Source organism: Streptomyces sp. 142MFCol3.1, from assembly GCF_000424945.1.
Lineage (GTDB): Bacteria > Actinomycetota > Actinomycetes > Streptomycetales > Streptomycetaceae > Streptomyces > Streptomyces siamensis.
Genome location: NZ_AUKV01000001.1, coordinates 456,782 through 477,753, shown reverse-complemented (window position 1 = coordinate 477,753; position 20,972 = coordinate 456,782). Strand labels below are relative to the sequence as shown.

Below are 20,972 nucleotides of genomic sequence, written 5' to 3'. Positions count from 1 at the left end.
CACCGGGGCTTCCGGGCGGCTACGCTCGTTTCCAGCACGTCTTTTGGGTGACCTGGGGAGGTAGCGGGATGACGGAGGCACGACCCGGAGCGGTCGCCTCGGCTTCCCTGTGGGAGCGCGACGAGGAAGTCGCCACCCTCGAAGAGGCGATCGGTGCGCTGCGCGCGGATTCGGCGTCCTCGGGAAGCCTGTTGGTGTTCAGCGGCGAGGCGGGGCTCGGCAAGACCGCCCTCCTCGCCGAGGCGCGCCGGATCGCGGAGAGCAGCGGCTGCGCGGTGTGGTCGGCACGCGGCGGCGAGACCGTCACGTCCGTCCCGTTCAACGTCGTGCGGCAGTTGCTCCAGCCCGCCCTCGTCTCGTTGCTGCCGGAGGAGGCGCGTGAGTACCTCGGCGACTGGTACGACATCGCCGGCCCCGCCCTCGGCATAACGGAGCCGGGCGACCGGCAGCCCGACCCGCAGGGCGTGTGCGACGGGCTCGTCGCCGCGGTGCGACGGCTCGCCAAGCGCGACTGGCCGCTCGTGCTGCTCATCGACGACGCGCACTGGGCCGACCAGGAGACCCTGCGCTGGCTCGCCGCGTTCGCCGAACGCCTCGACGACCTCTCCGTCCTCGTCGTGGTCGCCCGCCGGCCCGGCGGGGTGAGCGGCGAGAGCGCCCGGCTGCTCGACGCCGTCGCCGCGACGGCCCTCCCGATCGCCACACTGAACGCGCTGACCCCGGCCGCTGCCGCCGGACTGACCCGTGCCACCCTCGGGGAACACGCCGACGCGCCGTTCTGCCGCGAGGTGTGGGCGGTCACCGGCGGAAACCCGTACGAGACCGTCGAACTGCTCGCCAAGGTGCAGGACAGCGGCCTGGAGCCCGCCGAGAGCTCCGCCGCCGAACTGCGCGACCTGAACCGCTCGGCCCGTGGCCGCGGGCTCGTCGCCCGCCTCGAAGGACTCGGTATCGACGCCACCCGGTTCGCCTGGGCGGCGGCCATACTCGGTACCAACATCTCCCTCGACCTCGCCGCTCAGCTCGCCGGCATGCAGACCGACGAGGCCCATCGCTGCACCGAACTGCTCGGCGCCGCCCGCATCCTGACCAGGGTCGACCCCGTGAACGGACAAGTGGTCGACGGCGAACTGGAGTTCGTGCACCCGCTCATCGCGACGGCGGTCTACCGCTCCATCCCGGACGCCCTGCGCACCGCGATGCACGGCCAGGCCGCCTGGGCGGTCACCGAGTCCGGGCTCGGCGCCGCCGCGGCCTCCCGCCACCTCCTCGAAGTGCACCCCGACGACGACCCCGAACTCGTCGAGCAGATGCGCGAGGCGGCCCGCGAACACCTCGCCGTCGGCGCGCCCGACGCGGCCAGGCGCTGCCTGGAGCGGGCTCTGGAGGAGCCCCCGCTCCCCGAGGTGCACGCCAGCGTCCTCTACGAACTGGGCTGCGCCACCCTGCTGACCGCCCCCGCCAGGACGATCGGCCATCTGCGCGCCGCCCTCGAACGGCCCGGCCTCGACGACGGCATGCGGGTCGACGCCGTGTTCCGGCTCTCCCAGGCGCTGCTCCACAACGACCAGCTGGAGGAAGCGGTCCGCACGGTCGACGCGGAGGCCGACAGGCTCCCTCCGGGCCCCGCCCGGATGCGGCTCCAGGCCGTCCACTACATGTGGGAAGGCATCCACGCGGGCGAGGAGCGTTCCGGACACTCCCGCGGACTCGCCGAACTCGTCCAGACCTGCACCGGACGCGACAACTCCGAACGCGCGCTGCTGATACTGCGCGGCTTCGACGCGATGACCCGCGGTGAGAACGCGGAGGAGGTCCTGGAGCTGTGCGACCGCGCCCTCGTCAACGGCCGCCTCGCACCGGGCCTCGGCTGGACCGACACCGAGTGGGGCGTCGAACTCCTCCTGATGCTGGGCAGCGCCTACGCGTACGCCGACCGGCTCGACCGTGCCGAAAGCCTCTTCAGCGAGGCGCTGCGCGCCTATGTGAAGTCCGGCTGGAGCGGCGGCCATCAGTCCCTGGCCAACGCCTACCTCGGACTCGCGCACCGCAGGCGGGGCCGCCTCACCGACGCGGAGCACTTCCAGCGCGAATCGCTGCGCCTCGCCGAGCGGGTCGGCCGCGGTCTTCCCCTGTACTGGTCGGCGACCTGCGGGCTCATCGACACGCTGCTCGCCCGCGGCCACGTCCAGGAGGCCGCCGAGATCGCCGAACGCTACGGCTTCGCCCCGCCCTACCCGTCCACGATCGTGCTGCCCGACACCCGCTCGGTGCGCGGCCGTCTGCTGCTCGCCGCCGGCCGTACGAAGGAAGGCGTCAACGAACTGGAGGCGGCGGAGAAGGCCGCCGGGGCGCGTGGCCACCACAACACCGTACTCGCTCCCTGGGCACTCGACCTCGCCCGGGCCCTCGCCACCGAGGACCCGGTACGCGCCGCCGCGTTGGCTGCGGACGCCCGGCGGCAGGCCGAGCGGTTCGGCACCGACACGGCCATAGGCGAGGCGCTGCGCTGTGCGGCGGCCCTGGAGACGGGCCAGCGGGCGGTGCGGCTGGCCGCCCAGGCGGTCACCTATCTGGAGGCCTCCCCGTGCCAGTACGAACACGCGGCGGCCCGCGTCGAGTACGGCATCCTGTCCCGCTCCGTGAGCGAGCTCAACAAGGGTCTGACGCTGGCCCGTTCGTGCGGCGCGAACGGACTCGTGACCCAGGCGGAGCACGCCCTGAGGACCCTGTAGCCCCGTCGGGCGGTGTCGGCGCCCGACCGGACGGCACTCCCGCCCGGTCAGGTGCCGAGCAGTCGCTCCGTCGTCTCCTCCAGCCGCGCGCGGACCTCCGGGTCGTACGCCGCGGCGTGCGCCCGGGACGGCCTCGTCCCGTCGAAGTACCCGCCCGACCCGAGCTCCCGCGTCGCGAGGGCGATCACCCCGGCCGCGCCCGGTGTCACCCTGACCCGGCGGTCCCCTCCGTCGTCTCCTCCTCGGCCAGCACCCGCTGCGCCACCGCGAACGCCGAGTTGGCGGCCGGAACACCGCAGTACACGGCCGTCTGGAGCAGCACGGCGCCGATCTCCTCGGGCGTCAGTCCGTTACGCAGCGCCGCGCGGACGTGCATCGCGAGCTCGCCGTGGTGGCCGTGGGCCACCAGCGCGGTCAGCGTGATCATGCTGCGCTCACGGCGCGCCAGCGTGGGATCGGTCCAGATCTCGCCCCACGCGTACCGGGAGATGAAGTCCTGGAAGCGGTCGGTGAAGAGGGTCTGCCGGGCCTGAGCCCGGTCCACGTGCTCGTCGCCGAGCACCTCGCGACGCACCTCCATGCCGCGCCGGGCACCGCCCGAGAAGTGGGCGCGCAGGGCCGTCAGGACCGCCTCCGGGCACTGCGCGGGTGCCAGGTGGGACGCTCCAGGGATCTCCACGAGTGCGGCACCCGGCACCGCGTCCGCGATCTCCCGCAGATGCGACGGCGGCGTCGCGGGGTCCTCGCGTCCGGCGATCAGCAGCGTCGGCACGGCGATGGACTCCAGCCGGTCCCGGATGTCGAAGGCGGCCAGGGCGTCACAGCAGGCGGCGTACGCCTCCGGGTCGGCGGCACGGTGGTCGGCCACCAGCCGGGGCACGGTGAAGCCGGGCGTGAACCACCGGGCGTCGGCGGTCGCGGCCACCGACGCGAGACCTTCCCGGCGCACCAGTTCGGCGCGTTCCCGCCACGGCTTGGAGCCGTTGAAGTGGGCCGATGAACAGATCACGGCCAGCGAGGAGAGCCGCTCGGGATGGTGCACCGCCAGATGCAGGCCCACCGCACCGCCGAGCGACACCCCGGCGTAGGCGAACCGTTCGATGCCCAGCGAATCCGCCAGTGCCAGCACCGGCGCGGCCAGGTCACCGACCGTCGCACCGGGGTGGACGAGTCCGGCGGGTGAACCCCCGTGGCCGGGAAGGTCCCAGCGGATCACGCGGTGGTCGACGGACAGTTCGGGCGCGACGGCGTCCCACAGGGCGTACGACGTGCCGAGCGACGGTCCGAGGAGCAGCGCGGGAGCGGTGCCGGGGCCCTCGGCGCGGTGATTGAGGAGTGGGTCGGTCAACGTCGCTCCAGAGCACGGTCGGTCAGGGCCCCGGCGGAACCCGTGTAACGAGTGGGGTCCGTGAGGTCGGCCAGGTCGAGGTCCTTGAGATCGGGGGCCTCGCCGAGCACCTCCACGAGCGGCCGCCCTTCGGCGACGGCGCGCCGCGCGGCCGCTGTCAGCAGTTCCTTGGCGCGCGCCCGGCCGAGCACCGGGGCGAGCTCGACGGCCAGCCGCTCGGAGACGATCAACCCGTGGGTGAGGCCGAGGTGTTCACGCATGGTGTCCGCGTTCACCCGAAGCCCCTCCACCAGGCCGACGGCCTGCTCCGCGGCGCCGCCCGCTAGCCGCAGCAGATCGCGCAGCGGCTCCCATTCGGCGTGCCAGGCGCCGGCCGGACGCTCGTCCTCCGCGACCATGGACGCGTAGAGCGTGGCGGCCAGCCCCGGCGCGCGCCGGGCCGCCGCGGCGATCAGCGTGGCCGTCACGGGGTTGGCCTTGTGCGGCATGGCGGAGGAACCGCCGCCCGGACCCTCGGCGAGCTCCGCGATCTCGGTGCGGGAGAGGGTGAGGACGTCCGCCGCCGTCTTGCCGAGGGCGCCCGCGGTGAACGCCAGGGCTCCGGCGAGGTCGGCGACCGGTGTCCGCAGGGTGTGCCACGGCAACGCCGGTTCGGCGAGACCGAGTTCACATGCGTACGCGGCCACCAGGGCCTGCGGGTCCTCGGCGCCGAAGGCGGTGAAGGCGGCCAGGGTGCCGGCGGCTCCGCCCAGTTGGGCGGGCAGGCGGACGCCGGCGAGGCGGTCCCGCGCGTCCAGCAGCAGGGACCGCCACCCCGCCGCCTTCAGGCCGAAGGTCGTCGGCACGGCGTGCTGGGTCAGCGTCCGCCCGGGCAGCACCGTGTCCCGGTGGGTCGCGGCGAGCCGGCCCAGGGCCGTCGCCGCGCGCTCCAGGTCCGCCACGGTCAGGTCCCGGCTGCGCCGGGCGACCAGCATCAGCGCCGTGTCCAGGATGTCCTGGCTGGTCGCGCCACGGTGGACGTACGGCCCGTGCTCCTCGCCGACCGCCGCTGTCAGCCGCGCGACCAGCGGGATCACCGGGTTGCCGCCGTCCCGGGCCGCCCGGGCGACGGCCCGTGCGTCGAGGTCGTCGGCGCGGAGCGCGGACACCGCCGCCGCCGCGGCGGCGGGAACCGCCCCGGAGTCCGCCCAGGCCCGCGTCAGCGCGGCCTCGGCGTCCAGCAGCGCCTGGAGCACGGCGTTGTCCGACGTCGCGGACGACGCGGGGGAGTCCGCCCGGCCCGGGGCGAGCAGCGCCCCCGGGTCGCCGAGGGGTGCCTCCCGCCCGGCGGGTGAGCCGCTCACTGGAACTCCAGGAAGACCGTCTCGCCCTCACCCTGCAGGCGGATGTCGAAACGGTACGTGCGGCGCGTGCCCTCGGTGGCGAGCAGCGTGGCGCGCCGGTCCCGCGGCAGCGAGTCGAGCAGCGGGTCGGCGCCGTCGGCGAGGTAGGCCCGGGTGAACAGGTGGTGCACCAGGCCGCGCGCGAACACGCACACGCTGACGTACGGCAGCCCGGTGTTCCCGGGCGGCAGCGTGCGCAGCGCGTAGTGCCCGTCGGCGTCCGTGGCGACCCGGCCGAAGCCCGTGAAGTCGGTGCCGTTGCGGCCCAGGAAGCCGCCGGTCGAGGGGTCGCGGCGCATCGAACCCGCGGCACCGCCGAGCGAACCGTCGGGGGCGGCCTGCCAGAAGTCCAGGAGGGCGTCGGGAATCGGCTCGCCCGCGCCGTCGAACACGTATCCGTGCAGGGTGATCGTGTCCGGGTGGCCCGGGGGTGCAACCTCCCCGCCGCCGGGGAAGGGCAGGGCGTGGCCGTAGAAGGGGCCGACGGTGTGGGACGGGGTGGGGGGCAACCGCTCGGTCATGCTCGACGGCCTTCCTCGATCCAGGTGGCGGAGGGACCGTCGAGGACGATGTCCCATGTGTAGCCGAGCGAGAACTCGGGCTGGGAGAGGGCGTGGTCGTAGCGGGCGACCAGACGGTCGCGGGCCGCCCTGTCGGTCACTGACCGAAGGATCGGGTCGTAGGGGAACAGCGGGTCGCTCGGGAAGTACATCTGGGTCACGAGCCGCTGGGTGAACGCCGTGCCGAAGACCGAGAAGTGGATGTGGGCGGGCCGCCACGCGTTGGTGTGATTGCCCCACGGATACGGGCCCGGCTTGATGGTCGTGAAGCTGTAGCGGCCCTGGTCGTCCGTCAGGGCCCGGCCCACACCGGTGAAGTTCGGGTCCAGCGGCGCCGGGTGCTGTTCGCGCAGATGGGCGTAACGGCCGGCCGCGTTGGCCTGCCAGATCTCCACGAGCTGGCCGCGCACCGGACGTCCGTCGCGGTCGCGCAGCCGGCCCGACACGGTCATGCGCTCGCCGATCGGCTCGCCGCGGTGCCGGCGCGTCAGGTCGTTGTCGATCTCGGTGATGTCGGTGACGCCGAAGACCGGGCCGGACAGCTCCACCGTCTCGGGGTCGCCGCCGTTCACGGCGACCAGGGGCTGCTTGGGGTGGCGCAGTACGGAACTGCGGTACGGGGGGTAGTCCCGCACCGGATGGTGGCGTACCGGGGCACCCTCGGCGACCGCCTTGTCGTAGGCGTCCTGGAGATCCTTGATCTCGACGTCGATGTCCGACTGAGTGAGTGCCATGGTGGACTTCCTGTCGTTCCAGGGCGAGGGCGAGGCCCTGGCCCACGCCGATGCAGAGGGTGGCGACGCCCGTCCCGCCGCCCTTGCGGGTGAGCTGGTGGGCGACGGTGCCGGCGAGGCGGGCACCGGAGGCGCCGAGGGGATGACCGAGGGCGATGGCGCCGCCCCGCGCGGTTCACCGTTCCGTCCGTCGCGGGCGTCGTGCCCGTCCGCTTCTCGATCTTCTTGTCCGCGGCCTGTTCGGGGGTCGGCGCCAGGACACGCCGGACGAAGATGCCGGGCAGGTGCACCGCGTCGGGGTCGGTCGCGCCCGGCTCGACCGGCTCCTCGACCTCGGTGACGGTGACCCGGCCGGCCATCGCGGCCGGCGGGTCGAAGTCGCGCCTGTTCGGCACACCGTTCAGGCGGAACCCACCGACCGCGAGCGTCGCGCCGTCCGGGACGTCGGCCACCGCCTCCACGGCCGTGGCGACCACCTTGTCCATGCGTGAAGCCTTGTCTCTCCCGAGCGTCCAGCGCCCGAGTTGGTCAGGGCACTGATTATTTCCTTGGGGCTTCGAACACGCTGCCACCCCTGCCGGGGTCCGTCAAGACTCCGCCGATACGTGCAGGTGAGCGTGGTGTCGCTGAGCGAGGCAGGTGTGGAGATCTCCAGGTATTGTTCAGTGCACCAACGAATGTCGATCCTGGTATGGCGCGGTCGGTCGCGCTAACGAAAGCTGAGGAGCGCACATGGCCGCGGTGGATCTCTCCACCCACCCCGGGCACCTGGCCCGGCGCCTGCAGCAGGCGCATCACCTGCTGTGGAACACGATGGTCTCGGAGGAGATCACCTCGCCGCAGTTCGCCGTGCTGAACGCGCTCGTCGCGGAGCCCGGCCTCGACCAGCGCACGGTGGGGGAGCGGGTGGGGCTCGACCGCTCCACCATCGCCGAGGTCATCAGCCGGCTCGGCCGGCGCGGGCTGCTCGACAAGGTGCGCGACCCGCAGGACGGCCGCCGCTTCCTGCTGCGCCTCACGGACGAGGGGATGCGCACCCACCGCAAGCTGACCGTCCGCACCGCGCGCATGAACCAGGTCTTCCTGGCCCCGCTCTCCGCCGAGGAGCAGACCGTGTTCCTCGACCTCATCCAGCGGGTCTCGGACGCCGCGGAGGGGCTCCGCAACCCCTCGGAGCCCCTCGCCGCACAGGGCTGACACCGTCGCCGGGCCCTGAGCCCGCCCGCTCACGCCTTCGCGAACACCACCCAGACCTGGCCCCGGGCGAAGTTCATCGGCGTACCGTCCTTCGTGGTGAACTTGGTGCCGTCCTCCGCGCCGGGGCGCGACCAGTTCACGTCGTAGGCCCGGCCGTCGCGCAGCACCTTCGCCGTGCCCGAGCCCACCGTCTCCGTGTACGGGGTGTTGTTCCCGAGGAAGTCGTGGAACTGGGACTTGCGCACCTTCACGTACTGCACGACCACGGTCGCCGGCGCGACCGTCCTGCCCTCGGCGGTCACGGTCGGCGTCCCGTCCATGTCCACCAGCCAGCGTTTCCTGCTGTCGGACCAGGTGAAGGTGAACCGGGCCGCGGGGTAGCGCACGGTGCGCGAGTTCTCCTCGGTGCCGCCCTGGGGCGCCGCGCCGAAATGGAAACCCGTGGTGAGCGCGTCGCCGCCCGGTGCCGATTCCATCAGTCGCTCCGGGCGCAGGTACAGGTTGTGCGGCACCGGTCTGTCCGCTGCCCGGAAGTACGCGCCGGGCGTGGTGTCCGCGGACTGTGCGTGCAACGGCGCCTTGTCGATCAGCGGCAGCAGCTTGTGCTGCGCCCCGGAGAAGGCGAGCGTCGGCTCGTCGAACTGGCCCAGCAGCTCCAGATCCGATTCGCGTGCGCTGCGGACCGGTCCGACGGCCTTCGGGAGCGTGGTCGCGAAGACCGCCATGAGCCTGCTCAGACCGCCCTCGACCTGTTCCGCGTACACCACGTCGGCCGCGTCGAGGCCGGTCGCCGGCCGGGCCGCACGCACGTTGTCGATCTTCACGGCGAGCACCGGACCGGCACTCTTCAAAACCTCTGGGCTCCGGCTGGCGGTCGGGCTCGGGCTCGGCGTCGGGGCGCGCCCGTCGTCGAGGGCGCCCCCGCCGCGCGCGTGGCCACCCCCGGTGCAGCCCGTCAGCAAGGAGCCCGTCACCGCCGCGGCCAGCAGTGCCGCCGTCATCGCGCCGCGCCGCAGCGGCGCCGTCTGTCGCATGCCCACCGTGCCCACCCAGTCTTGTGTCATCGATTGTGCGTTCATACGTTCATCGATGGCCATACCCGATCGATTCCGATTGTGCGCGTTAAATCAGCTGATCGGCTCAGCGGGGTGGGTGAAAGGCGAGAGAGACGGGCGCGCGAAGCGCGCCGCGGGTCGGCGAGCTGACGGAGTCCGGGATTCCGGGGGCTTGCCGGTGGGGGCGGCGGATTCCGGGGACTCGGGTCGTTGGGCGGGCGGAGCCCGGAGTTCGGGGACCTGCGGTGGGCGGCCGGGTGGATCCGGAGCTGGGGACGGGTGGGCAGATGCCGGACACGGCGGCTCGGGCCGGCGGTCCGAGGTCAGTCCCGCGGCCCGAAGATCTCCGCGAGGTCGTAGCCCACCGGCTCCTCCAGCTGACCGTAGGTGCAGCTCTCGGCGGTCCGGTCGGGGCGCCAGCGGCGGAAGCGGGCCGTGTGCCGAAAGCGCACGCCGTTCTCCATGTGGTCGTACGCCACCTCGGCCACCCGCTCCGGCCGCACCGGCACCCAGGACAGGTCCTTCTTCCCCGACCACCGGCTCGGCGCGCCCGGCAGCCGGGCCGTCTCGTGGGCCGCCTCGTCCGTCCACGCCGCCCAGGGGTGCTCCCCGGCGTCCGCCATCCGCAGCGGCTCCAACTCCTCGACCAGCTCCGCGCGCCGCTTCATCGAGAACGCCGCGCTCACCCCCACGTGCTGGAGAGTGCCCGCGTCGTCGTACAGGCCGAGCAGCAGCGACCCGACCACCGGGCCGCTCTTGTGGAAGCGGTAACCGGCGACCACGACGTCCGCGGTCCGCTCGTGCTTGATCTTGAACATGGCGCGCTCGTCCATCCGGTACGGCAGCGTGAGCGGCTTGGCGACCACACCGTCGAGTCCCGCACCCTCGTACTGCTCGAACCAACGCTGCGCCACCTCGCGGTCCGTGGTCGCCGGGGCCACGTGCACCGGGGCCGTGACCCCGGACAGCGCCCTCACCAGCAGGGCCCGACGGTCGCTCAGCGGGACGTCCAGCAGCGACTCGTCGGCCAGGGCCAGCAGGTCGAAGGCCACGAAGGACGCGGGCGTCCTCTCCGCCAGCATGCGCACGCGTGAGTCGGCGGGGTGGATGCGTTCCGTGAGCGCGTCGAAGTCGAGCCTCCCGTCCCGGGCGATCACGATCTCGCCGTCCATCACACAGCGCTTCGGCAACCGCTCCCGCAACGCGTCCACCAGCTCGGGGAAGTACCTGGTCAGCGTCTTGCCGGTGCGGCTGCCGAGTTCGACCTCCGCACCGTCGCGGAACACGATCGCCCGGAACCCGTCCCACTTCGCCTCGTAGTGCATGCCGGGCGGGATCTTCGCCACGGACTTGGCGAGCATCGGCTTCACGGGCGGCATCACCGGCAGATCCATGCTCCGATTCTGCGCGGTGCCGGGGCCCTTCGCCCGGTGTGCGAGCCCTGCGCCCTGCGCCTACCGTGGCTCGCATGGGCGATGCGGTGGAACTCGAGGCAGCCGGGAGGACCGTACGTCTGTCCAGCCCGGACAAGGTCTTCTTCCCGGAGCGCGGCTTCACGAAGCTGGACCTCGCGCAGTACTACCTCGCCGTGGGCGACGGCATCCTGCGGGCCCTCCGCGACCGCCCCACCACCCTGGAGCGCTACCCGGACGGTGTGACCGGCGAGTCCTTCTTCCAGAAACGGGCGCCCAAGAACATGCCCGACTGGATTCCCACCGCCCACATCACCTTCCCCAGCGGACGCAGTGCCGACGAGATGTGCCCGACCGAGCCCGCCGCCGTCCTGTGGGCCGCGCAGTTCGGCACGCTCACCTTCCATCCGTGGCCGGTCCGCCGCGACGACGTCGACCGCCCCGACGAACTGCGCATCGACCTCGACCCGCAGCCCGGCACGGACTACGCCGACGCCGTGCGCGCCGCCCACGAACTGCGCGCCGTCCTTTACGAGTACGGCGACCTGACGGGCTGGCCCAAGACCTCCGGCGGACGCGGCCTGCACGTCTTCGTCCCCATCCAGCCGCGCTGGACGTTCACCCAGGTGCGCCGGGCCGCCATCGCCGCCGGACGCGAACTCGAACGCCGCATGCCGGACCGGGTCACCACCGCCTGGTGGAAGGAGGAACGAGGCGAAAAGATCTTCGTGGACTACAACCAGACAGCGAGGGACCGCACCATCGCCTCCGCCTACTCGGTCCGCCCCCGACCGCACGCCCCCGTCTCCGCACCCCTGCGCTGGGATGAGGTGGACGACGCCCGGCCGCGCGACTTCGACCTGGCGACCATGCCGGCCCGCTTCGCCGAACTGGGCGATGTGCACGCCGACATGGACGACCATGCCTTCTCCCTGGAAGCCCTGCTGGAACTCGCCGCCCGAGACGAGCACGACCACGGTCTGGGCGACCTGCCGTACCCGCCGGAGTACCCGAAGATGCCGGGCGAGCCCAAGCGGGTGCGGCCGAGCCGGGCCAGGCGGAAGGACGACTAGGTCCTTCTGCCGATTCCCGGCACCGGGCGCCGCGGACCCCGCTGATCCGAACGAAGCCCCCTAGCCGTCGAGCGCTGCGAACGCCGCTTCGATCGTCCGGCAGTCCCTCAGCAGGGCCTCGTCCTCGGCCACGTCGTAGCGCACATGGCCCGTGGTGCCGTCGTTGTTGTGGCGGCGGGGCGAGGCCAGCTCCGCGTGTATCAGCGGGAGGGCGGGAGCGGCCGCCCGGCCCATCTGGGCCAGACAGGCCGCCGCGGCCGGACGGCTCCTGGGCGTGGCCGTCCACTCGTCAAGCAGCACCGGGAGGACCGCCTCGACGTCTCCCGTCACCTTCCACAGGGCCACGGCCGCCGGCGCGTTCGTACCCATGACGGCGAGCTCGCGCAGGCGCGGGGCCAGTGCCGCGCCCGCGGGGCCCAGCGCGCCGATGATGCGCAGGGCGGCCGACCGTCCGTACCAGTGGGTCGAGTCCAGGCCGTCACGGACGACGGGGAGCACCGGATCCGCCTCACCGGTCACTGCCCAGAGGGCCTCGGCCGCGTCCAGCCGGATCTCCGTCGGGGTGCCCTCGTCCATCACCAACTCCCGCAGCCGCGGCGCCGCTTCACCGCCCGCACGGCCGTACCGGGTGAGAGCCTGGGCGGCCGACCAGCGCGCCTGCCGGCCCTGCTCGTCCCCGAGCATCTCGATGAGCAGCTCCAGCGACGAGGCCGGCGCGATGACGCCCAGCGCGTCGATCAGACGGCTCCTGTCGCGGTGGGCTCCCGGCGCGAGCGCGGCCAGACGGCGGTGCAGCACCGGGCCGAGCGGCGCCGCCGCCTCGGCCCCTGTCGCCTTCACCCACCGGGCCAGATGCTCCGGTGTGTCGCCACCCTCGGCCATGACGTCGACCAGCGCCGGCACGGCCCGATCGTCGCCCTGGAACGCCAGCGCCGCCAACGCCCGGCCGTAGAGCGTCCGTTCCCAGCCCTCGGGCTCCCACTCGTCGTCCCACTCCCGCACGCAGACGGCGAGGATATCCGCGACGACATGGGCGATCGGCGCCACGTACGACAGCTCGTTCAGCGCTCGTTCGGACAGGTCAGGTTCCTCCTCCACGAGCTGCCGGGCGAGCAGGGCCACCGGCAGGTCGTTCGGTGCGCGCCAGCCCGTCAGCAGCAGGCCGCTCATGCGGACCGCCGCGACGCGCTGTCCCCAGTCCTGGGAGCACAACTGCCCGTTCAGCAGGTCGAAACGCACATCGGTGCGGTCCCCGAGGGCCCGGTGCAGCTCCTCCAGCAGATCGTCGGCCCGGTCGGCGTCGACGCTCTTGCGGTGCGCCGCCTCCAGGTCCCGCAGATACGACACTATCGTGGGGGTGCGCGGCCGCTCCGGAGCGGGCTCCGGCTCCTCGTCGGACTCGCCGTACCGCGCCTCGTACGCCAGACGCATGATCTCCAGAGCCAGTTCCGCGGTGTTGTCCGGCAGCAGGTCCGGCGCACAGCGGGCCAGTTGCGCGAGCACCGTCATGCGCAGCTGCGGGTCGGCCGTGCGGTCGAGGACGTCCCGAAGGACGGGTCCGGCCTGGGAGCCGAGCGTCTCGGCGTGGTCGACGGCCAGGGTGCCGATGGCGCGTGCCAGGCCGTGGGCGGCCTCGGCGTCGGTCTCGACCGGCAACCGGTCACGCAGGACGGAGAACACCTTCATGGGCTCCGCGTGCAGATGCGCGAGCGCGCCCGGCAGCGCGGCACGCAGCTCGGCGTCGGGATCGTCGAGCAGTTCCAGGAAGAGGTCGGCACGCCCCCGGATCAGCCGCGAGGCGTCGAGGAACGGCTGGATCCACGCGGCGTCCTCCTCCTCGTCCTCGAAGACGCCGCCCAGCTCCTCGGGGTCGGGTTCCTTCTCGCCCGCGATGCTGCGCAGCAGGCGGACGACGGCGTCCCGGTCGGCCACCGTGGCCGTCTCGACCAGCTCGAAGAGGAACGGGATGCAGGCGACCGTGCTGTCGTACACGTCGCCCTGGTGGTGCACCGCGCCGTACATGCCGTCCAGGGCGATGTCGCGGCGGGCCGGGTCGTCGGAGGCGAGGCCCCACAACAGGTCGGGCACGTCCGTGGCCGAGTCGGTGTAGGCGTGGCCCATCGACGCCCAGTCGACCTCTTCGATCCCCGTGAACACACAGACCTCCCCGTCGTCAGCGGCGTACGGCTGCCGCTGATCACAGCATGCCGCACGCCGCTGACAACGGCTCAGGCGGATCCGGGCACCCCGGACCTCCTCACAGCTCCTTGATCCGGATGTCCCGGTAGGAGATCACATCGGTCGTGCTGTGCACCTGGAGCCCGACGTACCCGGAGGCGAACCGCCGGCCGTCCGTGCCCGGGTCGTCCGAGCGCGGCGGATAGAACTCCTGGCCTCCGGTGTTGTCGAACTCGTTGATCAGTACGCCGTTGCGGTAGACCGAATAGTGCTGGTCGACCACACGGATCTCGTAGTCGTTCCAGGTGCCCTTCTGGGTGACGCCCGCACCGGCGAGGCCCACCCGGTCGAAGCCGTAGATCGAGCCCGTCTTGTACATGTCGCCGTCGGGCCGGTCGAGCACCTGCACCTCGTGCCCGTACTCGATGGCGACCCACTCGGGGCGTGACTCCTGTGGGTGGTCGTGGACCCAGGGGAAGCGCACGAGAACACCGGAGTTGGCGTTGCCGGTGCCGGGCGCGTCGTCACGCCACTGGAGCTTCAGCGAGAAGTCGCCGTACTTGCGCTGCGGGAACCACAGCATGCCGAGCCCGCCGGCCGAGGTGCCGGAGGTGATCGACCCGTCCGCGTTCAGCCCGAACGAACCGCCGCCCACCTGCTCCCACTTGGCGAAGGACTCCGGCGATCCGTCGAAGATCTTGCGGTAGCCCTCCGTCTGGCCCGGCTTGCCGATGCCGGACTGCTTGGCGGCCTTGTTGATCCTGTTGCACTCGCGCTGGTCGACGACCCCTTCCTTCAGGAGCCGGTCGAGGACGGTCCTGACGTGCTTGAGGAACAGCGCCTGGGACGTCCATTCCTTCTCGTCCTCGATCAACTCGTTGATGCGGCAGCGGCTTTCGGTGACCCGGTTCGGCACCCCCGAGTCGACCGAACCGACGATCACCGTCGACCGTTCGTCGTACTCGGGGCAGTTCGGCGGGGGCACCCCGCCGCCCGGGGCGACGGTGAAGCTCACGGTCCGTGCCTCGGACGTGTTGCCGGCCTTGTCGCTCGCCCGGTACGCCACCGTGTGCGCCCCGACCCGGTCCACCACGACCGGTGCGGAGTAGGTGAGATAGGGGCCGCCGTCCAGCGAGTACTCGATGGCGGCGACGCCCGAACCACCCTCGTCCGTGGCGCTGACCGTCACCTTGGCGCTCTTCACGTACGCGCCGTCGGAGTTCCTGGTCCCGTCCACGGTCGCCCCGGTCACCGGCGGTGTCGTGTCCGACGCCGGTGGCGCGACCACGGTGAAGTCGGCGCTCTTCTCCGCGGCTGTGTTGCCCGCCTTGTCGGTGGCCCGGTAGCGCACCTGGTGCGCACCGAGCGCGTGCACCATCACGGGCGCCGTGTACGGCTGCCAGCCGCCCGAGTCGACGGCGTACTCGATCGTGTTGACGCCGGAACCGGTGTCGGAGGCGGAGACGGTGACGGTCGCCATGTCGATGTACGCCCCGGCGGAGTCGCGTTCACCGCTCACCGTCGCCGAGGTCTCCGGCGCCGTGGTGTCGTCGGTCGGTGGCGCGACCACGGTGAAGTCGGCGCTTTTCTCCGCGGCCGTGTTGCCCGCCTTGTCGACGGCCCGGTAGCGGACCTTGTGGGTGCCGACCTGGTCGACGACCACGGGTGTGGTGTACGGCTGCCAGGCGCCCGCGTCACCCATCGCGTACTCGATGCGGTCGACGCCCGAACCGGCGTCGGTCGCGCTCACCGCGACCGTGGCCGAACCGACGTACGAGCCCTCGGAGTTCTGCGCCCCGGTCACGGACGCCGAGGTCTCCGGCGCCGTGGTGTCCGAGCCGCCGCCCTCGGTGACCACGAGGATGCCCTGCATCCGCTCGTGGCCCGGCATGGTGCAGAAGAAGCGGTAGCGGCCGGGAGTGAGCGTCACCTCGGCGGTGTGCCTGCCGCCCTGGTCGTCGTTCGGGTTGGCCAGGATGTTGAGCGGGACGTCGTTGTTGTACTCCGGGTCGGACACGTCGAACGTCAGCGTGTGCGGCATCCCGGTGGTGTTGCCGGTCGCCGCGCTGTTCTCGAAGACGATCGTGGTGGCCCCCGCGACCGCGGTCTGCGGCACCGAGGCGTACTGGGTGATGTCGTCGCCCGCGGTCCAGGTGAGGACCTGGGCGGCGGCCTCCTTCGGTGCGTCGGACCGCCCGACGGCGGCTGTCACGGCCGTCGCGGACGTCGACGTCAGCCCGAGCACCATCAGCAGGGACGCCACCAGGGTCGTCCACAGACGTGCCGTTCTTCGTCGTGCGAACATCACTCCGCCTTCCTGGCCAGCCGGCCGGCCGCCGGAGTCGGACCGCCGCCGGTGTAAGTGACCTTCCACAGGGCCGACTTGGTGTCGGAGGTGAAGAAGCCGCGGCCGTAGTCGAGGACGTACAGCGCGCCGTCCGGTCCGAACTTCCAGTCCATGAGGTTCTTGATGCCGTCGTTGCCGACCGGCACGATCTTCTTCAGCGACTCCGAATGCACGGGCAGGCCCCCGTCCCCGGCCGTCCTCGGGTCGGTGAGGACCGCGTTGCGGGGCTGGTCGGAGTCGTAGAAGTCGCCGACGAACCACTTGCCGTCCCAGTAGGCGGGCCACTTGCCGGAGTCGGCGATCGAGGCGTCGTACCGGTAGACGGGCCCGTCCATGGCCGCCTGGCCGCCGCCCTTGAGCCACGGCAGCAGGTAGGTGGCCTCCTCCTGCTTGTACGACGGGACGCCGTGCGCGTCGCGCGTGTAGTCCGGTGCGCCGCCCTGGGGCGAGTACCAGATGTTGTTCCCGGTGACCGGCGGCAGGTTGACGAGCCCGTCGTTGTTCGGGGACTCGTTCTTCGGGTGGTCGCAGTCGTACCAGCCGAGCGGCTTGGTCGGATCGGGCAGGTTGCGGTCCCGGTAGGGCTGCTTGTTGCCCATGCAGTACGGCCAGCCGCGGTTGCTCGCCTTCGTGATGACGGCGAAGGTGTCGTACTTCGCCGGCCCCCATGTGGTCGACGGCGCCCCGGCGTCCGGGCCGACCCAGCCGGCGTACAGGGTGTCGGTCTTCTTGTCGACGGAGATCCTGGCGGGGTTCCTGACGCCCATCACATAGATCTCGCCGCGCGTCTTGCCGCCGCCCTCCGCGGTCTCCTTGCCGGTGAAGAGGTTGCCCTCCGGCAGGGTGTACGTGCCGTCGGGCTCCGGGTGGATCCGAAGGATCTTGCCGTTGAGGTTGTTGGTGTTGCCCGCGGTGCGGCGGGCGTCCGCGAACGACACGCCCTTGTAGTTGGGCTCCGGGTTGTTGCCCGAGTAACCGTCGCTGAAGCGGCTGGAGTTGTTGTCACCCGTCGCGATGTACAGATTGCCCTTGGAGTCCCAGGCCATCCCGCCGCCCGCGTGGCAGCAGCTGTGGATCTGCACCGGCCACTCGAGGAGGACCTTCTCGCTGTTCAGGTCGAGCTTGTCCGTGGCGAGGTCGAGTGTGAACCGGGACACCCGGCGCTCGGCCATCTGGGTGTCGCGGTTGATCTGGGAATGGGGCGTGTAGTGCAGGTACACCCAGCCGTTCTGCTCGAAGCGCGGATCGAGCTCGATGCCGAGAAGCCCCTCCTCGACCTTGATCAGCTCGTCCCCTCCGCCCTTGTTGCCGAACACGGTGAGCGCGCCGGCCAGGGTGACCTTCTTGGTCTTCGGGTCGTAGACGTGGATCTCACCCCTGCCCTTGCCGACGTCGGGGTTGTTCCAGTCGGTGATCACGGGCTGGGAGGAGTCGGCGCCGCCGCGTCCGATGTAGAGGACGCGGCCGTCGGGTGCGGTGACCAGGCCGTGCGGCTCGCCGATCTGATCGTTCTGGCCCGGCTGATTGGGCTGGGTGAGCCGCTCCGCCTTGTAGTTGGAGTTGATCGCCGCCTTGCAGTCGGCCTGCGCCAGACGCGTCGTCCAGAGCAGGGCGCCGCGCAGGTGCGTACGGAAGTCGGTCTCGTCGTACGACGAGACCGTGCCGCCCATACCGGTGTAGAAGGAGCGGCCCCCGTCGTAGTCACGGCACCAGCTCACCGGGTGGTCCCAGCCGTTGGCGCTCGCACCGGGACGGTACGTCGACTCGCGGACCCGGGCCACCGTGTGCACGTCGCCCGACGGGTTCTTGACCCAGTTGAGCCACTGGTCGGGGCGTTTCCACTGGACCGGCAGGTCCTTGGTCGCGGGGTGCTGGCGGTCGCCGACCTCGACGGTGGCACGCTGTACGTCCGTCGGGCCGGTACCGGCCGGGCGGGCCCCGATGAGCCCGGTGAACCAGTCCGAGTACGGCTCCGCGCGGGCCGCGTCGTGGATGCCGACGAATCCGCCGCCCGCCTCCATGTAGGACTCGAGCCCGGCCTCCTGCTCGGGATCGAGCACGTCGCCGCCGCCGGTCAGGAAGACGACGGCGTTGTAGCGGCCCAGTTTGGTGCCATCGGTGAAGACCGAGGCGTCGTCCGTCGTCTCGACCTTGAAGCGCTGTGCGGCCGGGCCGGACAGCCCGATCTTCTCGATGGCCTCGATGCCGGCGTTCACGACCGGTGACTCGTCCCCCGACGCCGCCGAACCGTAGAAGATCAGCACTCGCACATTTGCGCCGCCCGGGGGCGACTTGATGGACATCGTTGTCAGGGACGGGTCCGGGGCCGGGCGGGCGCTCGCGGCGGGCGCGGAGAGCGCCCCCGCGGTGACGGCTCCGGCGGCCAGCGCCGACGCCCAGGCGCGGCGCCTGCTTCTGTGTCTTTTCGCGCCTAACGCTCGTAGGGCTGATGGCTCTTGATGCGATGTGAGCCGCATGTGGTCATCCACTCCTCGTCGGTCACAGCAAACGCCAAGGAAGCTAGACCTCTTTTCGTGGCCCGCCAATAGGTATGACCGCGATTCAACGAACTTTGTCCTGAGTGTGGATAAACGACGGTGGTACGGCTACCGTCTCACAGGTTCGCCTCCGTAAATTCCGTACCAGGGTGGGGAGTTCGGCATGGACCGACGCGGTTTCAACCGGCGGATGCTGCTCGGCGGGGCGGCGGTCGCGACCGCCGCGACATCGTTGTCGGCGGCTCCACGAGCCGTGAGCGCCGCGAACGATGTGCGGACCGCTCCGGCCGGCGGCGAGGTCCGGCACATCAAGCTGTACGCGGAGAAACTCGCCGACGGGCAGATGGGGTACGGCCTGGAGAAGGGCAAGGCGTCGGTCCCGGGGCCGCTGATCGAACTCGACGAGGGCGACACCCTGCACATCGAGTTCGAGAACACCATGGACGTGCCGGCGAGCCTGCACGTCCACGGGCTCGACTACGAAGTCTCCAGCGACGGCACGAAGTTGAACAAGAGCGACGTCGAGCCGGGCGACACCCGCACCTACACCTGGCGCACCCACGCACCCGGCCGCCGCAAGGACGGCACCTGGCGTCCCGGGAGCGCCGGCTACTGGCACTACCACGACCACGTGGTCGGCACGGAACACGGAACGGGCGGCATCCGCAAGGGCCTCTACGGCCCCGTGATCGTCCGCCGCAAGGGCGACATCCTCCCCGACCGGACCTTCACGATCGTCTTCAACGACATGACGATCAACAACAGACCCGCCCACTCCGGCCCCGACTTCGAGGTCACGGTGGGGGACCGCGTGGAGTTCGTCATGATCACGCACGGCGAGTACTACCACACGTTCCACATGCACGGGCATCGCTGGGCCGACAACCGCACGGGCCTGCTGACCGGCCCCGACGATCCGAGCCGGGTCGTCGACAACAAGATCGTCGGTCCCGCGGACTCCTTCGGTTTCCAGGTGATCGCGGGGGAGGGCGTCGGCGCCGGGGCCTGGATGTACCACTGCCACGTCCAGAGCCATTCCGACATGGGAATGGTGGGGTTGTTCCTGGTGAAGAAGACGGACGGGACCATCCCGGGGTACGACCCCCATGAGCACGCCGCGCACGAGCACTAGAGCCGCCGCGCACGGAATGCCAGGGCGGGTCCGGCACGGTTCCTCGCCCACGTGGGTGCTCATGGCATGCCGCGCATCCTGGCCGCCGCCGCTGGTGACGTGTGCCACGACGGTCCGAGTGCGGTCTGCCGTGACGTCGCCCCAGCTGTGGTGGCCGAGCGGTTCGCGAGGGTTCCCGAAGCAACTGCCGCCGCAGGGCGACGAGGGCTCGCCCAGGCCGAGTCCGTACCTCGCGCCGGACATGCCCAGCGCGGGCACGGTGGCCGTCGTCTCGTCGAGCCGCGCCGGAGCCGGCGGACGTCCGCCGAGCAGGATCGGTTTGAAGGCGGGGCCCTAGAAGGCGTCGAGGTCGAACACCGTCCACTCCGCGAACGGTTCCTCCTGGACGTACACGTGCCGGCCCCGGGACACGAGCCGACGACGGCCGAGCGGGCCGCCGTCGGGGCGGACGAGCCGGCCCTCCTCGACGGCGACGAAGTCCTCGTGCGTCAGGCGGCCGACCACGAGGCGGTCGTGTGCGCCCCCGTAGCCGCCGACGAGGGCCGCCCTGCCGGCGTGCACGGCCAGTCCGTGCGCTCCCGAGACCTGGTTCGCGCGGGCTTTCGCCTCGCGTCCGGGAGCGACCTCCAGCAGAGCGAAGTCGGTGTAGGCGCAGGCCCATGCCGAACGGGCCCCGACGTTGAGCGCGTAGCAGTCGCTGATCTCACCGCCGCCCTGCACCGGGCGGTACGACCACAAGGGCTCCCCGGTCTGGCTCCAGCGCCGCAGACCCGGCCGGGCGAGTTCGTCGTCCCCGTACACGCCCTCGTCGAAGTGGCCCACCCACAGGTCACCGCTCTCGTCGGTGAGCAGATGCTCCACTGCGTCGCCCACGCGGAACGTCCACGAGGGGCGTCCCAGGGCGTCGAGGACCTGCACCTGCTCGTCGCCGGGGCGGCTGCGGGCGTCCGCGACGACGAATCCGCCGTCCGGGAGGGCGTCGACCAGCGGGAACCGGGCGCGCAGCGGACCCAGCGGGGTCTCGTAGGGCCGGCCGTCCTCGACCGTGACGACCACGGCGTCGTACGGCTTCGTGTGGCGCCCGGAGGGCGGATCGCCGGACAGCAGCCAGTGCGCGCGGCCGAAGGCGTCGACCGTACTGTGCAGGACGCTCAGGTGCCGGTGGGCGCGGGGAAGCCGGGCGTAGGGAGCCAGCGGGGTGGCCGGGCGGTCAGGCGTCATGGGCCTTTCTCATGGTCATGAGGCGATCCTCGGCCTGCCGCGCACGCGGGCGCAACCGGATTCTCGCGTGGCGCGCGTCCCCGGCCTCGGTGGGGCGGAT

15 protein-coding genes and 2 pseudogenes are annotated in these 20,972 nt (G+C 71.8%); 4 read left to right on the top strand and 13 right to left on the bottom strand.

Features of this window, described 5'->3' with window-relative positions:
* The first annotated feature begins 68 nt into the window (after positions 1-68).
* Positions 69-2,735: an ATP-binding protein gene (locus H305_RS0102115; protein ID WP_028798953.1), complete on the top strand. Its 2,667-nt coding sequence runs from the start codon at positions 69-71 to the stop codon at positions 2,733-2,735.
* 47 nt (positions 2,736-2,782) lie between these two features.
* Here the strand turns inward: H305_RS0102115 and H305_RS49980 are convergent, their stop codons facing one another.
* The 7 genes and pseudogenes from H305_RS49980 to H305_RS52020 all read right to left on the bottom strand — a co-directional run.
* On the bottom strand, positions 2,783-2,944 hold the full coding sequence (locus tag H305_RS49980) for a hypothetical protein (RefSeq protein ID WP_324608083.1): 162 nt from the start codon (positions 2,942-2,944) through the stop codon (positions 2,783-2,785).
* Positions 2,941-4,083 carry a 3-oxoadipate enol-lactonase gene (gene pcaD / locus H305_RS0102105; protein ID WP_028798952.1) on the bottom strand — a complete coding sequence of 381 codons (1,143 nt, stop codon included), beginning with the start codon at positions 4,081-4,083 and terminating at the stop codon, positions 2,941-2,943. The genes H305_RS49980 and pcaD overlap by 4 nt, the downstream gene beginning before the upstream one ends.
* Entirely contained in the window at positions 4,080-5,426 is a 1,347-nt protein-coding gene (gene pcaB, locus H305_RS0102100; protein WP_037761995.1) for a 3-carboxy-cis,cis-muconate cycloisomerase, read from the bottom strand. The genes pcaD and pcaB overlap by 4 nt, the downstream gene beginning before the upstream one ends.
* Complete coding sequence (gene pcaG / locus H305_RS0102095; RefSeq protein WP_028798950.1) at positions 5,423-5,986, bottom strand: protocatechuate 3,4-dioxygenase subunit alpha; 564 nt, start codon at positions 5,984-5,986, stop codon at positions 5,423-5,425. Before pcaG ends, pcaB begins: the two co-directional genes overlap by 4 nt.
* Positions 5,983-6,759 carry a protocatechuate 3,4-dioxygenase subunit beta gene (gene pcaH, locus H305_RS0102090; protein ID WP_028798949.1) on the bottom strand — a complete coding sequence of 259 codons (777 nt, stop codon included), beginning with the start codon at positions 6,757-6,759 and terminating at the stop codon, positions 5,983-5,985. Before pcaH ends, pcaG begins: the two co-directional genes overlap by 4 nt.
* Positions 6,760-6,772: 13 nt before the next feature.
* Positions 6,773-6,928, bottom strand: a pseudogene (locus H305_RS49975) (3-oxoadipyl-CoA thiolase); the annotation flags it as partial.
* A gap of 7 nt (positions 6,929-6,935) precedes the next feature.
* Positions 6,936-7,142: pseudogene (locus H305_RS52020) on the bottom strand (CoA-transferase); the annotation flags it as partial.
* Positions 7,143-7,491: 349 nt separating this feature from the next.
* Here H305_RS52020 and H305_RS0102080 point away from each other — a divergent pair.
* Positions 7,492-7,956, top strand: a complete 465-nt coding sequence (locus H305_RS0102080) for a MarR family winged helix-turn-helix transcriptional regulator (RefSeq protein WP_028798947.1) — start codon at positions 7,492-7,494, stop codon at positions 7,954-7,956.
* 29 nt (positions 7,957-7,985) lie between these two features.
* Here the strand turns inward: H305_RS0102080 and H305_RS0102075 are convergent, their stop codons facing one another.
* Both H305_RS0102075 and H305_RS0102070 read right to left on the bottom strand, forming a co-directional pair.
* Positions 7,986-8,990: a DUF3048 domain-containing protein gene (locus tag H305_RS0102075; RefSeq protein ID WP_028798946.1), complete on the bottom strand. Its 1,005-nt coding sequence runs from the start codon at positions 8,988-8,990 to the stop codon at positions 7,986-7,988.
* A gap of 344 nt (positions 8,991-9,334) precedes the next feature.
* Positions 9,335-10,405 (bottom strand): ATP-dependent DNA ligase, encoded by a 1,071-nt coding sequence (locus tag H305_RS0102070; protein ID WP_028798945.1) that lies wholly within the window; start codon positions 10,403-10,405, stop codon positions 9,335-9,337.
* 74 nt (positions 10,406-10,479) lie between these two features.
* On the opposite strand from H305_RS0102070, the gene ligD reads away from it, so the two are divergent.
* Positions 10,480-11,496, top strand: coding sequence for a non-homologous end-joining DNA ligase (gene ligD / locus H305_RS0102065; RefSeq protein WP_028798944.1), 1,017 nt, complete (start codon positions 10,480-10,482; stop codon positions 11,494-11,496).
* Between the two features lie 60 nt (positions 11,497-11,556).
* Here ligD and H305_RS44205 read toward each other — a convergent pair whose 3' ends face one another.
* The 3 genes from H305_RS44205 to H305_RS0102050 all read right to left on the bottom strand — a co-directional run bounded on the left by H305_RS44205 (position 11,557) and on the right by H305_RS0102050 (position 18,408).
* Positions 11,557-13,653: a HEAT repeat domain-containing protein gene (locus H305_RS44205; protein WP_037761991.1), complete on the bottom strand. Its 2,097-nt coding sequence runs from the start codon at positions 13,651-13,653 to the stop codon at positions 11,557-11,559.
* A gap of 100 nt (positions 13,654-13,753) precedes the next feature.
* Positions 13,754-15,979 (bottom strand): OmpL47-type beta-barrel domain-containing protein, encoded by a 2,226-nt coding sequence (locus tag H305_RS0102055; RefSeq protein ID WP_199791317.1) that lies wholly within the window; start codon positions 15,977-15,979, stop codon positions 13,754-13,756.
* The gene (locus H305_RS0102050) at positions 15,979-18,408 is read right to left on the bottom strand and encodes a ThuA domain-containing protein (protein WP_028798942.1); all 2,430 of its coding nucleotides are present in this window, start codon (positions 18,406-18,408) and stop codon (positions 15,979-15,981) included. The genes H305_RS0102055 and H305_RS0102050 overlap by 1 nt, the downstream gene beginning before the upstream one ends.
* 274 nt (positions 18,409-18,682) lie before the next feature.
* Between H305_RS0102050 and H305_RS0102045 the strand changes: the two genes are divergently transcribed.
* Positions 18,683-19,651, top strand: coding sequence for a multicopper oxidase domain-containing protein (locus H305_RS0102045; protein WP_028798941.1), 969 nt, complete (start codon positions 18,683-18,685; stop codon positions 19,649-19,651).
* 333 nt (positions 19,652-19,984) lie between these two features.
* Here the strand turns inward: H305_RS0102045 and H305_RS0102040 are convergent, their stop codons facing one another.
* Positions 19,985-20,872: a hypothetical protein gene (locus H305_RS0102040; protein ID WP_028798940.1), complete on the bottom strand. Its 888-nt coding sequence runs from the start codon at positions 20,870-20,872 to the stop codon at positions 19,985-19,987.
* Positions 20,873-20,972: the final 100 nt, after the last annotated feature.